Source organism: Rhodoferax sp., from assembly GCF_010365055.1.
Lineage (GTDB): Bacteria > Pseudomonadota > Gammaproteobacteria > Burkholderiales > Burkholderiaceae_C > Rhodoferax.
On record NZ_JAAFHA010000017.1, the window covers coordinates 41,927 to 55,848 of the forward strand.

Annotated in this window: 12 protein-coding genes; 5 read left to right on the forward strand and 7 right to left on the reverse strand. The window is 62.7% G+C overall.

The window, feature by feature from the left end; all coding sequences use genetic code 11:
- Positions 1-13: 13 nt before the first annotated feature.
- The 3 genes from malQ to GZ093_RS06445 are packed head-to-tail and all read right to left on the reverse strand — an operon-like array spanning position 14 to position 5,144.
- Entirely contained in the window at positions 14-1,567 is a 1,554-nt protein-coding gene (gene malQ, locus GZ093_RS06435; protein ID WP_296483683.1) for a 4-alpha-glucanotransferase, read from the reverse strand.
- The gene (glgX, locus tag GZ093_RS06440; protein ID WP_296483686.1) at positions 1,564-3,777 is read right to left on the reverse strand and encodes a glycogen debranching protein GlgX; all 2,214 of its coding nucleotides are present in this window, start codon (positions 3,775-3,777) and stop codon (positions 1,564-1,566) included. The genes malQ and glgX overlap by 4 nt, the downstream gene beginning before the upstream one ends.
- Positions 3,778-3,818: 41 nt before the next feature.
- Entirely contained in the window at positions 3,819-5,144 is a 1,326-nt protein-coding gene (locus tag GZ093_RS06445; protein ID WP_296483689.1) for an MFS transporter, read from the reverse strand.
- Between the two features lie 43 nt (positions 5,145-5,187).
- Here GZ093_RS06445 and GZ093_RS06450 point away from each other — a divergent pair, with 43 nt between their 5' ends.
- Complete coding sequence (locus GZ093_RS06450; protein ID WP_363260323.1) at positions 5,188-6,036, forward strand: M48 family metallopeptidase; 849 nt, start codon at positions 5,188-5,190, stop codon at positions 6,034-6,036.
- 62 nt (positions 6,037-6,098) lie between these two features.
- A complete protein-coding gene (ipdC, locus tag GZ093_RS06455) occupies positions 6,099-7,721 on the forward strand; it encodes an indolepyruvate/phenylpyruvate decarboxylase (RefSeq protein ID WP_296483696.1) in 1,623 nt (540 codons plus the stop codon).
- Between the two features lie 144 nt (positions 7,722-7,865).
- Here ipdC and GZ093_RS06460 read toward each other — a convergent pair whose 3' ends face one another.
- A complete protein-coding gene (locus tag GZ093_RS06460; RefSeq protein ID WP_296483699.1) occupies positions 7,866-9,068 on the reverse strand; it encodes an ammonium transporter in 1,203 nt (400 codons plus the stop codon).
- Positions 9,069-9,627: 559 nt separating this feature from the next.
- Here GZ093_RS06460 and GZ093_RS06465 point away from each other — a divergent pair.
- The 3 genes from GZ093_RS06465 (at position 9,628) to GZ093_RS06475 (ending at position 12,616) form a co-directional block, all read left to right on the forward strand.
- Positions 9,628-11,346: a PEP-CTERM sorting domain-containing protein gene (locus GZ093_RS06465; RefSeq protein WP_296483701.1), complete on the forward strand. Its 1,719-nt coding sequence runs from the start codon at positions 9,628-9,630 to the stop codon at positions 11,344-11,346.
- A 139-nt stretch (positions 11,347-11,485) separates the two neighbouring features.
- The gene (locus GZ093_RS06470) at positions 11,486-11,926 is read left to right on the forward strand and encodes a hypothetical protein (protein ID WP_296483704.1); all 441 of its coding nucleotides are present in this window, start codon (positions 11,486-11,488) and stop codon (positions 11,924-11,926) included.
- Positions 11,927-12,052: 126 nt separating this feature from the next.
- Positions 12,053-12,616 (forward strand): TMEM165/GDT1 family protein, encoded by a 564-nt coding sequence (locus GZ093_RS06475; protein ID WP_296483707.1) that lies wholly within the window; start codon positions 12,053-12,055, stop codon positions 12,614-12,616.
- 66 nt (positions 12,617-12,682) lie between these two features.
- Here the strand turns inward: GZ093_RS06475 and GZ093_RS06480 are convergent, their stop codons facing one another.
- From GZ093_RS06480 to GZ093_RS06490, 3 genes are all read right to left on the reverse strand, one after another.
- Positions 12,683-12,850 carry a hypothetical protein gene (locus GZ093_RS06480; protein ID WP_296483709.1) on the reverse strand — a complete coding sequence of 56 codons (168 nt, stop codon included), beginning with the start codon at positions 12,848-12,850 and terminating at the stop codon, positions 12,683-12,685.
- Positions 12,851-12,929: 79 nt separating this feature from the next.
- Complete coding sequence (locus GZ093_RS06485; RefSeq protein ID WP_296483712.1) at positions 12,930-13,253, reverse strand: DUF6172 family protein; 324 nt, start codon at positions 13,251-13,253, stop codon at positions 12,930-12,932.
- A gap of 109 nt (positions 13,254-13,362) precedes the next feature.
- On the reverse strand, positions 13,363-13,922 hold a 560-nt coding region (locus GZ093_RS06490; RefSeq protein ID WP_296483714.1), incomplete at its 5' end, for an acyl-CoA dehydrogenase family protein.

Genomic DNA, 13,922 nt, shown 5'->3' on the forward strand with positions numbered 1-13,922 from the left:
CTCCAGAAATGGATTATTGAAAATTCCCTTGGCTTGGCAGATTGCGTCCGTGCGCGCGCGTCATGTCCGCCAGGCGCCGAGCCGGCGCATCGCCGACCTGGCGCCAGTCAAAACGCCATTGCCAGCAACCCTGCGCCACGCCGGGCGTGTTCATGCGGTGCAAGCCGTCCAGCCCCAAGACATCCTGGAATGGAAATATGGCAGTGTTGGCTTTTGACTGCGAAAGCGACTGCATCATGGCCCAGTGAATCTCGAAATCGGCCAGGGGGCCGAGATAGGCGCGGGCGCTATGGCGTTGCCCTGCGCCTGCCGTCTGCCACCAGCCCAAGGTGGTGTCGTTGTCGTGCGTGCCGGTGTAGGCCACCGTTTGCTGGTCAAAGTTGTGCGGCAGGTAAGGGTTGGCAGGGGTGTCGCCAAAAGCAAATTGCATCACGCGCATGCCTGGGAAGCCGCAATCCTGGCGCAAGTTGGTGACCGCCTCGGTGATGATGCCCAAGTCTTCCGCAATGATGGGCAGGCGGCCGCTGACTCCCTGCTGCAATCGCGCCTTGGCCAAGGCGTCAAACAAGGCTTGGCCTGGCCCCCGACGCCAACAACCGGCGACGGCCGTGGCCTCGCTGGCCGGAATTTCCCAATAGGACTCAAAACCACGAAAGTGATCCAGCCGCACCACATCCACCAGCTCAAGCAGGTGACTGAGCCGCTCCTTCCACCAGGCAAAATCCAGCGCGGCCATGACGTCCCAGCGGTACAAGGGATTGCCCCAGCGCTGCCCGGTGGCGCTGAAGTAGTCGGGCGGCACGCCCGCCACCACCGTCGGTTCGCCCTGCGCATCCAGCAGAAACAGGTCGGTGTTGAGCCAGACATCGGCACTGTGATGCGCGACAAAAATAGGTGCATCGCCCACAATCAAGATGCCGTGGGCATGGGCATAGTCGCGCAAACGCTGCCACTGCAGCATGAAGCGCCACTGAATGAAGCTGAAGAACCCCAGCTCGTCTGCCATTGACTCGCCCACGGCGGCCAGCGCGGCCGGGTCAGCCTGTGCCAGCCCCACTGGCCACTGGGTCCAGGGTTTGCCATGGCGCGTCTCCAGCGCCATGAAAAAGGCATAGCCCTCCAGCCAGTGCGCTTGCTGCACCCGAAAGCGCGCGAACTCAGTCCAGTCGCTGGCCTGCGTATGTTCCAAGAAGCCCTGCCAGGCTTCACGCAGACGCTGCATGCGGTACGGCGCCACGCGCTCAAAGTCGCAGCGCCCCACTTCAAACCCGGGGGGCTCCTGGGGCGACAGCCAACCGTTATGCACCAGTTCGTCCAGGTCCACCAGCAGCGGATTGCCAGCGAAGGTCGAGGGGCTGTGATAGGGCGAGTTGCCCGGCCCCACCGGCGACAGCGGCAGTATCTGCCAGAGCCGCTGCCCGGCGGACACCAACCAATCGACAAAATGGTAAGCCTCAGCGCCCAGATCACCCGAGCCATGCGGGCCGGGCAGCGAAGTCAGGTGCAACAGCACGCCGCTGCTGCGCTGCGAAAAAATAGCCGCCACGGCCGCTTGCGCCGGGCTCATGCCTGCGCCTCAAGATGAAGCGCCGCTCTGGCTACAGGCTGGACCAGCCCGAGCACCGTGCGTGGCGCGGCAGTGATGGCCTGCGTGCAGGCGGGCGCAGCGTTCCATTGGGCATCCGGCAACACCCAGCCGGCGGCACTGTCCAGCACGGTGTGCCAGCGCCCCGGTGGCAGCGCAAAAATTTGCGGCTGGTCGCTCGCCTGCAGCAGCAGCAACCAGCGCAGCGGCATGGCGTCAGTCGCGTCAGCCGCATCGGTGACTTCGATCAGGCCGGCAAAACTGCGCGACTTCGGATCGTCCCAGTCGCTCGCAGCCATCGCTGCTCCGTCCGGCCGGCGCCAGACGATGTCCGCCGGCGTGGACCCAGCCGTGGCGCGACCGGTGAACCAGCGCGCATGGCGCAGCGCCGCGTGGGTTTGGCGCAAATGGATCATCCCGGCCACAAAATCGGTCAACTCCGGGTGCGCGCCCGGCCAGGCCAGCCAGCTGGTCTCGTTGTCCTGGCAGTAGGCGTTGTTGTTGCCCTGCTGGGACTGGCCCAGTTCATCGCCTGCCAACAACTGCGGCAAACCCTGTGAACAAAAAAGGGTGGCCAGCAGCGCGCGCTGCCATTGCCCACGCACGGACTGCACCGTGGCGTCTTCTGTCGGACCCTCCACCCCTGCGTTGGCGCTGAAGTTATGGTATTGGCCGTCGCGGTTGTCTTCGCCATTGGCCTGGTTGTGCTTGTGGCGGTAGGAGGTCAAATCGGCCAGCGTCATGCCGTCGTGGGCGCTCAGCAGGTTGACAGAGGCCAGGGGACTGCGGCCGTCATGGTCAAAGTAATCGCTGGAGCCCGTGAGCCGACGCGCCATCTCGCCCCGCGTGCTGTGGTGGCCCAGCCAGAAGGCGCGGCTGTTATCGCGAAAGCGGTCATTCCATTCATGCCAGCGGGCGGGGAACTGCCCGAGTTGGTAGCCGCCCGGCCCGACGTCCCACGGCTCGGCAATCAGCTTGATACCGGCCAATACCGGGTCTTGCCCGATCGCTGTCAACAGGCCGGACATTGGATGAAAATGCTGGCGAAGTGCCGGGTCGCGTCCCAGCGCAGTGGCCAGGTCAAAGCGAAACCCATCCACGCCAAACGCTTGCACCCACCAGCGCAGGCTGTCCATCACCATCTGTACCGCGCAGGGTTGGGTCAGGTTGAAGCTGTTGCCGCAACCACTGAAATTGAGGTACTGGCCGGCCGCATCCAGCGCGTACCAGCTGGCGTTGTCCAGGCCGCGCCAACTCAGGGTAGGGCCAAAGGTGTCGCTCTCGGCGCTGTGGTTGAAGACCACATCCAGAACCACTTCGAGTCCATGCTGGTGCAACTGGTCCACCATGTGCCTAAATTCGGTACGGTCATCGGCGAACTGGCCGCTGGCATAAGTCGGCTCAGGAATGAAATAGCCCAGCGTGTTATAGCCCCAATAGTTGCGAAAGCCCTTTTTCAGCAGATGCGCTTCGGTGACGAAAAGCTGCACCGGCAACAGACATAGCGTGCTAATGCCCAGGCGCTGGTAATGCGCCAGCATCGGCGCACTGACGACTCCCGCGTAGGTGCCGCGCAAGGCGGCCGGCACGTCGGGGTGAAGCTTCGTCAGCCCTTTGACATGTACTTCGTAAAGGACCGTGTTGGCCAGCGGCACCCCGGGGCGGGGGCTGATGGCGGCGCCCGCCTGCAACTCGGCCGCCAGGTCCAGAACCTGGGCCTTGGGCATGCGTGTCGCGTTGTCGTGCAGGTCGGGCGCGGCGGTAAGCGTGCCCACTGGGGCGTCCGGCGCGCCCAGGTAGTCGCGCTCCAGCGACAGCTGTTGCGTGGACCCGACGAGCGAACGCGCAAAGGGATCCAGCAGCAATTTGGCCGGGTTAAAGCGCTGGCCGTGGGCAGGCTGATACGGCCCATGGGCCCGCAGCCCATACAGCTGTCCGGCCTGCAGGCCAGGCACAAAGCCGTGCCAGACGCCATCGCTGTGCGTCGGCAGACGAAGGCGTGTCGTCTCCAGCCCGCCGTGCTCGTCAAACAGGCACAGCTCGATCGCCTCGGCGTGGCGGGAATAGACCGCAAAATTAACGCCGCTATCGCCATCAAGCGTCATGCAGGTGGCGCCCATGGGCCAGGAACGCCCGGTTTTGCACGGCAACCCGGGCGCGCCAAGAAAGGCAGGTGCATCGCTGGTTCTCATGACGTGAAGGCGTGTTTGAAATTAGAAATAGGGTTGCCAACTTACAGCTGTCGGCTTCTGGTAGCCAGCCAAACCAGCAACAACACGGGCAGGCCCAGCAGAGAGGTTCCAATGAAGAAGTGCTGGTAACCAAACGCATCCACATACCGGCCCGAGTAGCCAGCCAGAAATTTGGGGGCGAGCAGCATCATAGAACTGAACAACGCGTACTGGGTCGCCGAGTAATTGATATTTGTCAGGCTGGAAAGGTAGGCAATGAACGCGGCCGAGGCAATGCCACTGGCCAGGTTGTCGGCCGAGATCACCAGGATGAGTGCCGTGACATCATGGCCTCGCGTGCTCAAGGCTGCAAACAGCAAATTGGTGGCGGCACTGAGCACCGCGCCCAGCATCAGCACCCGCATCACACCGAGCCGCATGGACAGAACGCCGCCCACAAAAGCGCCGACCAGCGTCATGATGACGCCGAAAATCTTGGTCACCGCCGCGACCTCGTCCTTGCTGTAGCCCATGTCGACATAAAACGGATTGGCCATGATGCCCATCACCACGTCGCTGATGCGGTAGATGGCAATCAGAGCCAGAATCAGCAGCGCCTGTTTGCCGTAGCGATGCAAAAAATCGGCAAAGGGTTCAATCAGGGCGCCTCTCAGCCATTCGTGAACGTTCTTGGCGGAGGGCATGGCGCGGCGAATCGGTTCGGGCGACAGCAGCACCGTCAACATGCCCAGCAACATGCTGGCTGCCATCACCAGGTAAGCAGTCTGCCAGGCGCCATGCTGGTAGCCGACCACGCCGGCCACCTCTGCCCGCGCCGCCACCCACAGCACCCCGGCGCCAGCCCAGATCATGGCCAGCCGATAGCCGGTTTGGTACGCTGCGGCCAGCGCTGCCTGGCGATCGATATTGGCCGATTCAATGCGAAAGGCATCCAGTGCAATATCTTGCGTGGCGGAACCAAAGGCCACCGCCAAGGCACCCCAGACCACCGGTTGCAGCGCCACCTGGGGGTCATTAAAAGACATGGCAACCAGCCCACCCATGATCGCCAGCTGCGACAGCAAGAGCCAACTGCGCCGGCGCCCCAGCCAGCGCGTCAGCAGCGCAATGGGCAGCCGGTCCACCAGCGGCGCCCACAGCCACTTGAATGCATAAGCCAAGCCGACCCAGCTCAAATAGCCAATGGTCGTGCGGTCCAGGCCGGCCTCGCGCAGCCAAAAACTCAAGGTGCCCAGCACCAACAGCAAGGGCAGGCCGGCCGAAAACCCCAGCAGCAGCATGCGCAGCGTGGGCGGCTCCAGATAAACCTTGAAGGTGTCAACCCAAGTCGGTTTGATTTGTGGGGGATTGGCAGCACTTGATGTCATGCTGGAATAATACGCGGAGCCCTGCCGTTCCTTCAGACCCATGATGAATACCCCACACCACTGCCCCTTGTGTCGATCGCGCCGTCTGGCGCTGCAAAGCTTGGCCCTGACGCTGGTTCCGCCCGGCGCAACCTTGCCGATCGCGCTGGCCCGCGAGGGCGTCGATGTCGGTGGCAACTCGGCCTTCAGCAATCTGGTGCCCGCCGAAACGGTCGAGCGCTCAGCCGGTCAGCAGTACGCGCAGTTGCTGCAGCAGGCCGCATCCCAGCGGGCGCTGGGCAGCAAGGATCACCCCCAGGTGCGGCGACTGCGCGCCATTGCCAGCCGCATCATTCCGTTTGCCAGTGGCTGGAACCCGCGTGCGAGCGGCTGGCGCTGGGAAGTGAATCTGATTGGCCGCCAGCAGATCAACGCGTTTTGCATGCCGGGCGGCAAAATTGTCTTCTACAGCGGCATCCTGGATCAGCTCAAGCTCACTGATGCTGAAGTGGCGACCGTCATGGGACACGAGATGGCGCATGCGCTGCGCGAGCATGCCCGCGCCCGCATGGGCAAGAACGCCGCCACCGGCATCGGCGCCAGCCTGTTGGGACAAGTGCTCGGCTTGGGTGATCTGGGCCAAACTGTTACCAACTATGGCGCGCGGTTGCTGACGCTGCAGTTCAGCCGCAGCGACGAATCTGACGCTGACCTGGTGGGCATGGAGTTGGCGGCGCGTGCCGGTTTTGACCCGCGCGCGGGCGTCACCCTGTGGCAGAAAATGGCCGCCGCCAATCGGGGCGCGCCGCCGCAGTGGCTGTCAACGCACCCCTCGGGCAACACCCGCATTGGCGATATTGAACGCAACCTGCCCAAAGTGACGCCGCTGTATGAGCGGGCCAGGCGGCCTTAATGTCGGGGTGACCGGACCGGTGAAATAATCGGCTTTTTCCTGCACTGAACAAGACCCGACCTATGAACCTCACCGAATCCCTGTTGCACGCCCTCAAGGCGCACGGCGCCCAGCAAATCTTTGGCATCCCCGGCGACTTTGCGCTGCCGTACTTTCGCATCATCGAACAGTCCGCCATCCTGCCGCTGTACACCTTGTCGCACGAACCGGGTGTCGGTTTTGCGGCCGATGCCTGTGGCCGCATCAGCGGGGGCCTGGGCGTGGCGGCGGTGACTTACGGCGCCGGCGCCTTCAACATGGTCAATGCGGTGGCCTCGGCGTATGCGGAACGGTCGCCGCTGGTGGTGCTGTCGGGCGGTCCCGGCAAGGGAGAATCGCAATCGGGGTTCTTGTTGCACCACCAAGCGAAAACCCTGGATTCGCAGTTTCAGATTTACAAGGAAATCACCTGCGACCAGGTTCGGCTCGATGACGCCGCGCGCGCGCCGGCCGACATCGCGCGCGCACTGGCCAATTGCCTGCGCCATTCGCAGCCGGTGTACATCGAAATTCCGCGCGACATGGTGGCCGAGCCCTGTTTGCCGGTGATGGCCGAGTCAGCCCCGGCGGTCGATCCCGATGCGCTCGACGCCTGCGTGACAGAAATCTTGCAGCGCTTGGGCGCTGCCAGCGCCCCCGTGTTGATGGTCGGCGTCGAAGTGCGGCGCTTTGGGCTGGAAGCCAAAGTCGCCGAACTATCACGCCGACTGGCCCTGCCAGTGGTCACCAGTTTCATGGGCATTGGCCTGCTGGCGCAAATTGAGGCCCCGCTGGTGGGCACCTACCTGGGAGTCGCCGGCCTGCCCGAGGTGACCCAACTGGTGGAGAACTCGGATGGTTTGTTCCTGCTCGGTGTGATCGTGTCGGACACCAATTTTGCCGTGTCGGAAAAGAAAATCGACATGCGCAAGACCATTGGCGCGCTGGCGGGTCAGGTCACGATGGGTTACCACACCTATTCCCACATACCGCTGGTGGCGCTGGTGGACCGCCTGCTGGAGCGGGTGCCCGCCACCGACAAGAAGTTTTCCGTCAAACGCCAGGCATTTCCGCATGGCCTGGTGGCGGACGCCGCGTCCATCACGCCGACCGACATTGCCACTGCCGTCAACGACCTGATGGCCGAGCACGGCAAACTGCCGATTGCCTCTGACATGGGCGACTGTTTGTTTACCGCGCTGGACATTGAGCACACGGCGCTGATCGCACCGGGCTATTACGCCACCATGGGTTTCGGTGTCCCGGCCGGGCTGGGCCTGCAAGCTGCGACCGGCGAGCGCCCGCTGATCCTGGTCGGTGACGGCGCGTTCCAGATGACCGGCTGGGAGTTGGGCAATTGCCGACGCTACGGCTGGGACCCCATCGTGCTGGTGTTCAACAACGCCAGTTGGGAAATGCTGCGCACCTTCCAGCCCGAGTCTGACTTCAATGACCTGGATCACTGGGGTTTTGCCGACATGGCGGCCGGCATGGGCGGTGATGGCGTGCGCGTCAACACCCGCGCCGAGCTCAAAGCCGCGTTGGACAAGGCGATTGCCACCCGCGGGCGTTTTCAGTTGATCGACATCACGATCCCGCGCGGTGTGCTGTCAGATACGCTGTCGCGCTTTGTGGCAGGCGTCAAGCGGCTCAGCGCTGCGCAGTAGGGCACGCTTCAGTCGGCCCGGTCGGCAAGTTCAGCGGGCGTGGCGTTGTGACGTAAATATATAAGAAACTGGCCTCCAGCCCTCGTCAATACTGGATATGTAGCTATCTAATCAATAGCTAATGATGCATCGCCCGGGCCGGTCTCACCAATTGGCTTCGCGCTCGGGTGTGGCGCTGATCTTGTGAATGGACAGGTCGGCGCCGTCATATTCTTCTTCCTGGCTCAGGCGCAGCCCCATGGCGGCTTTGAGCCCGGCATAGATGATGAGTCCGCCCGCCGCGGCCCACGTCACCCCTATGGCGGTGCCAATCAGTTGCGCGCCCAGATGCACGCCGCCCAGGCCGCCCAGCGCCTTGGTGCCAAAAATGCCGGCCGCGATGCCGCCCCAGGTGCCGCACAAGCCGTGCAAAGGCCACACGCCCAGCACATCGTCAATCTTCCACTTGTTTTGCGTCAGCGTGAACATGCGCACAAACAGCGCACCGGCCACCGCGCCCACCACCAGTGCACCCAAGGGGTGCATCAGGTCGGAGCCGGCACAGACGGCCACCAGCCCCGCCAGGGGCCCGTTGTGCACAAAGCCGGGGTCATTTTTGCCCGCCACCAGGGCCGCCAGCGTGCCGCCCACCATCGCCATCAGCGAGTTCACCGCCACCAGACCCGAGATTTTGTCCAGCGTTTGCGCGCTCATCACGTTGAAGCCAAACCAGCCCACCGTCAGCACCCAGGCGCCCAGCGCCAGAAACGGAATGCTCGATGGCGGATGCGCCGAAATGCCGCCATCCTTGCGGTAGCGGTTGGCGCGCGCGCCCAGCAAGATCACGGCGGGCAGAGCAATCCAGCCGCCCACCGCGTGCACCACCACGCTGCCGGCAAAGTCATGAAACTCGGCGCCGGTGACGCTCTTGATCCAGCCCTGTACGCCAAAATGCTGGTTCCAGGCGATACCCTCGAAAAACGGGTAAACCAAGCCGACGATGACCGCCGTGGCGATCAGTTGCGGCCAGAATCGGGCGCGCTCGGCAATGCCGCCCGAAATGATGGCCGGAATGGCGGCGGCAAACGTCAGCAAGAAAAAGAACCTGACCAACTCGAAGCCATTCTTGGCGGCCAGCTGCTCGGCGCCGACAAAGAAGTGGGTGCCATAGGCCACGCCATAACCGACCAGAAAATAGGCGACGGTCGAGACGGAGAAGTCCACCAGAATCTTGACCAGCGCATTGACCTGGTTCTTGCGGCGTACCGTGCCGAGCTCCAAAAATGCAAAACCAGCGTGCATGGCCAGCACCATGACGGCGCCGAGCAAGATGAACAAGGTGTCGGCGCCCTGTTTGAGTGCTTCCATGAAAACCTCTTGGGATGAAATGAGTTGAATTGGTGCGCTGACTTGGCGAAAACGCGAAATGCACCAATTTAAAGCAAAAACCGAGCCAGGACAAAGACGGCAAACCCATCGCTGCGCAAATGATGACTCAAATCGGCGCCATTCCGGCGGGTTCACATCGTCTTGGCAAGACATCCAGTGACCGGGACAGGCTCGCCCGCCCTTCTTGATAGTTGTCAATATGTTACTAAATATTGCAAATTGGTAACAGAGTGATACGAATTGTCAATAGAAATGACCTCGCTTCTCTCTAAATTGACCTGGCGCCTGAACCACAACCTGTTGGCCTGATGGCGCTAGGGCATTCAATTGGGAAAACATGATGAACAAATATGCGGGGCTGAAAACCGACTTGCGGGGGATTGACGCCATGGCGGCTGTTGATGCATCCGAATTTAAGAACAGGCAGGAGAAATCAAACACAAGGAGACATCTGGTAACAAATAGAATTTTCTCGTTAGGCGTGCTATCGGTAGCTCTCGGCAGTATTTTTTGCGCACCCGGCGTGGCCGCAGCGCCGATGTTGAGATGGGCCACAGTTGCCAATAACGGAACAAGTGCGCCGGACTTGGTAAGCGGTGAGAAGTTTTTCAGCTACAACCAGCCCTCGATCAATGACGCCGGCTTGCTCGTGTTCCGGGCGCGTGCCCGCGCGCCTGTGGGCGGTGAAGGGGGCGGGGGAGGCGGGGGCGGTGAGCCGGTTCGCGGGGTCTTCGCCCGGGACATGTCCGTTGCCAACGCGCCGGTCACGACCATCGCCAGCAACAAGGCGCCATTCGATGTGGTGCCAGCTCCTAACAACATCACCAATCCCGGGCCAGCCACCTTCAACGAGTTTCCGGCTTTCCCGCGCATCGACGCCCGCTCCAGCATGGCGGCGTTCCGCGGCCAGTCCACGCCGGCGTTCGAGTACCAGAACGGCGTCAACCCGGATGGCACGGCGATCACCACCCGGGGCGGCACGTCCGGCGTGTACACCAATCCGACTGGCCCCTTGATCACCGGCGCCAGTCTGTTGGGCAACGTCAACAACACTGTCTATCCGTCGAATCCCGACCTCAGTTACTTTCAGGTACCGGGGACGACCCCCGGTACCCGGTTCGATCAGTTCCCCGGCTCGCCAACGGCCACCGGCAACACGGTGGCCTTCAAGGGCAACTGGACCGACAGCGGCGGTGTCGGTCAGACCGGCATCTATTACCGCGATGTCATTGCCGCTGGCGGCCGGTCGCCGGTCTACAAGATTGCCTCCAGCGGCGATGCGATCCTGGACAACAACGGCAACCCGGTCCTGGACGGCACCGGCAACGCGGCCAAGTTCGGCTCCACTGCGCCGCCCAGCGCATCAGATGGCCGGGTGGTGTTCACCGGCCTTGATAACGAAGATGCCCCCACCGCGGGCGGCATCTTCGTCAGCTCGCTGGCAGACCCGCTGCACACGCTCAAGTCACTGGTGAGCCTGGGGGTCACAACCGTGGGCGATGCGCTCGGCTCGGTGTTCAAGACCGTGGGCGAAGGCCTCTCGTTCGATGGCAAGAACGTCGGATTTTGGGGTTCCTGGGGCGACACGACCCGGGCTGTCACGGTCAATTGTTCGAGCGACGGCAATGCCGCGATCAAGGCGGCCTGTCTGGCCCAGGACACCAATGGAACGGCTGGCGACGGCATCTACGACTTCGCAGTGCCCGAGCACCAGGGCATCTTCATGGCCGACACCGACACCGGCGCCATCTCCATGATGGCGCAGACTGGCTCGCAGTTCGCAGACTTCCTATTCTGGACGTTTTCGGGGGCGCCAAGCGACTCGGGTGGGGACGGCACCGATGACCGAGAGCCGCCACGGTGGCGCTCGTCGGCGTTTGTGGCTGTGGACGATCTCAACGCCATCTTCAAGGCACTGAGCAGCGGCGGCGAGACAGGCTTGTATGGCAACTTCGGCAACGACGTCTTCACGATCCTTGAGACCGGTATGGACGGAAGCCTTGTCGACGCGAACGCCTCGGGCATGCAGATCACGTCCCTCGGCATCGAACGCGACGGTTTCCGCAATGGCTGGCTTGCCATTAACGCAGGCATGGCGAACGCGGAGGAAAGCTGGTCAGGCGTGTATGTCAACCGTATTCCTGAACCGTCCGTGGGTGCGCTGATGGTGCTGGCACTGGGTGCGCTGGCCTTGTCAAGGCGCCGCCGCGCGGGCCCGTCTGGCAGCTTCAAGTCTGACGCGTTGGGTAACGCCTGATACTTTCACTTACCCGCGGCATTGAGCAACCTCAACAAAGGCTGGGGCGTCCGTTAGCAGAATCAATTGCATTGATCTGTTAGCGGACGTTTTTTTTCGGGGTGAGCACGCCTCACCATTTTTTCACCAGGAGCGAAGCATGAAGACACGAAAAACCAGTATGACCCGATTGGCACTGGTCGGCGCAGCCTCACTGTTGGCCGTCGGGATGAGCGTCAGTGCCATGGCGCAGGACCAGACCCGGGACAAAACGCAGGACCAGACTCGGGACCAGGACAGGGACCGCCTGCAGGACCCCATCTACGGCAGTCAGTTGATGACGCTGCAAGAGCGCAACGAATACCAGGCCAAAATGCGCGGCCTCAAGACGGCGCAAGAGCGCGAGGCCTACCGGCTGGAGCATCACAAACAAATGCAGGAACGGGCCAAAGTCAGGGGCGTCACGCTGCCTGAAACCCCGCCAGGCCAGCGTCCGGTGATGGGCTCGGGTCCCGGGGCCGGCCCCGGCTCCGGCGCAGGCATGGGGGCTGGCGCGGGTGGGGGCATGGGTGGCGGTGCTGGCCCTGGCGGGAAAAAATAGGCCCGTCCTGCCGTAGAGTGGTTGGTCGTTGATTTGACCGCATCGGTCAGATGTAAGCTTGTGATTTGTTCCTGCCCATGGAGGCAGGCGCCCGGGCGTGCCGCTCATCAAGGCTAACATCGGACGATGGAAGCTTTTCTCGTTTCAACCGGTATCGTGACCTTGGCCGAAATGGGTGACAAGACCCAATTACTCGCACTCCTGCTGGCGGTGCGCTTTCGCCAGCCTTGGCCGATTGTGCTGGGCATCTTTGTCGCCACCCTGGCCAACCACGCCCTGGCCGGTGCCGTCGGCGCCTGGGTGACCACCGTGCTGGGGCCGGATGTGCTGCGCTGGGTGCTGGGCGGCTCGTTCATCGCCATGGCGGTCTGGATGCTGATCCCCGACAAACTCGACGACGACGAGACCCCGAGCGCGCCGCGTTTCGGCGTGTTTGGCACCACGGTGATCGCTTTTTTTCTGGCCGAAATGGGGGACAAAACCCAGGTCGCCACCGTCATGCTGGCGGCGCAATACCACGCTTATTTTTGGGTCATTGCCGGTACCACGCTGGGCATGATGCTGGCCAATGCGCCAGTGGTCTGGCTGGGTGAACGCATGACACGAGTGCTGCCGCTGCGCGCGGTGCATGTTGTGTCTGCCGTGATCTTCTTGGGTTTGGGGCTGGCCGCCTTGCTGGGGTGGATTTAAACCCTGGCGCTCAGGCGACGAGCAGCGGCGCAACGTGCGATGACGGCGCCGGTCTGTGAAGGCCGATCAACCGCCTTTTTTGCAGCGCTTGCCGGGGTTCTTCTTGTTGTTGGTGGCGACGCCGCGCTCCAGGCTGCGCATCTGGCCGTGACCGGCGGTGTAGCACACGCCTTTGGGGGCGACAGGACGGGGGCTGGCTTTGCGCTCAGCTTCGGTACGAAATTCTTTGGCCATGAAATACTCCAGATAGTTTTAAAAAACAGGCGATTATCCCCGCATTGGGGATTGGGCGGCGAGCCCGGCTTGGTTTGCCTTAGGCGTGATCGCTTGGGTCAGCGGCGTCAGCCCCGGACGCGCGCGCCGCGCGGTGGCCGGGTTTGGCCAGCAGCTCCAGGTAAAACGCATCACCACCCTCTTTGGCGAGCGCATCAATCAACTCGGTGATCGTGGCGAAGTGGACCACCGTGGCACTCGCTTCGTCGCTGCCAAACTTGCAGTCAAAATCCCAGTAGTCCACGCCTTCGGGCAGCGGCACGCGCCGTTGCCGTTTGACGTACTTGCGGATCTCGTGCTTGGTGGCTTCCAGCACCCGGTCACGGTTTTTGCCTTCAATGTCTAATTTGAACGTCTTTTTCACGCTGGCTTTCTCAAAAATTTATGCGGCACCGCCCCACCCGGGGCGTGATTCGCGAACCCTTGATTATGCGTTGACGGCTTAGCCGCGGTGCCCTGCGGCCACGCGCGCTTCAGGCCTTGGCACTCCTGGGCGTCGCGCGGGCGATGAGGGCGCCGGCATCAATGCCGCGCGGCAGGGTGCCGTAGTTGTGCTGGCCGACCTGCCCCAGGCGCGACTGGCAGAAGGTCTCGCTCACCAACGCCGGGGCGTGGCGCACCAGCAAGGAGGCCTGCAGCGCCAGCGCCATGCGGTCCACCACGTCACGCGCGCGGTATTCAAAATCGCGCAAGTCTTTCAGATCGGTCGCCAGCGCGGCGATATGCTGGTCCAGCAAGGCTTGCTCGCCGCGCGCCAGGTTCACTTCGGCAAAAAAAGCGTCCAGCACAGCCGGTGTTTTTGACAGGGCGCGCAGCACGTCCAGACACTGCACATTGCCGCTGCCCTCCCAGATGGTGTTCACGGGCGCCTCGCGGTACAGGCGTGGCATCATGCTGTCTTCCATCACGCCGCTGCCGCCAATGCACTCCATGGCTTCGTAGGCATGGTTGGGCGTGCGCTTGCAGATCCAGTATTTGCCCACCGCCGTGACCAGGCGCACCAGCAGGTCTTCCTGTTCATTGGCGCGGTTGT

Bases quoted from the DNA above. Each gene is read 5' to 3' on its own strand.
- malQ (WP_296483683.1), bottom strand. From the start codon at position 1,567: ATGAGCCCGGCGCAAGCGGCCGTGGCGGCTATTTTTTCGCAGCGCAGC.
- glgX (WP_296483686.1), bottom strand. From the start codon at position 3,777: ATGAGAACCAGCGATGCACCTGCCTTTCTTGGCGCGCCCGGGTTGCCG.
- GZ093_RS06445 (WP_296483689.1), bottom strand. From the start codon at position 5,144: ATGACATCAAGTGCTGCCAATCCCCCACAAATCAAACCGACTTGGGTT.
- GZ093_RS06450 (WP_363260323.1), top strand. From the start codon at position 5,188: ATGAATACCCCACACCACTGCCCCTTGTGTCGATCGCGCCGTCTGGCG.
- ipdC (WP_296483696.1), top strand. From the start codon at position 6,099: ATGAACCTCACCGAATCCCTGTTGCACGCCCTCAAGGCGCACGGCGCC.
- GZ093_RS06460 (WP_296483699.1), bottom strand. From the start codon at position 9,068: ATGGAAGCACTCAAACAGGGCGCCGACACCTTGTTCATCTTGCTCGGC.
- GZ093_RS06465 (WP_296483701.1), top strand. From the start codon at position 9,628: ATGTTGAGATGGGCCACAGTTGCCAATAACGGAACAAGTGCGCCGGAC.
- GZ093_RS06470 (WP_296483704.1), top strand. From the start codon at position 11,486: ATGAAGACACGAAAAACCAGTATGACCCGATTGGCACTGGTCGGCGCA.
- GZ093_RS06475 (WP_296483707.1), top strand. From the start codon at position 12,053: ATGGAAGCTTTTCTCGTTTCAACCGGTATCGTGACCTTGGCCGAAATG.
- GZ093_RS06480 (WP_296483709.1), bottom strand. From the start codon at position 12,850: ATGGCCAAAGAATTTCGTACCGAAGCTGAGCGCAAAGCCAGCCCCCGT.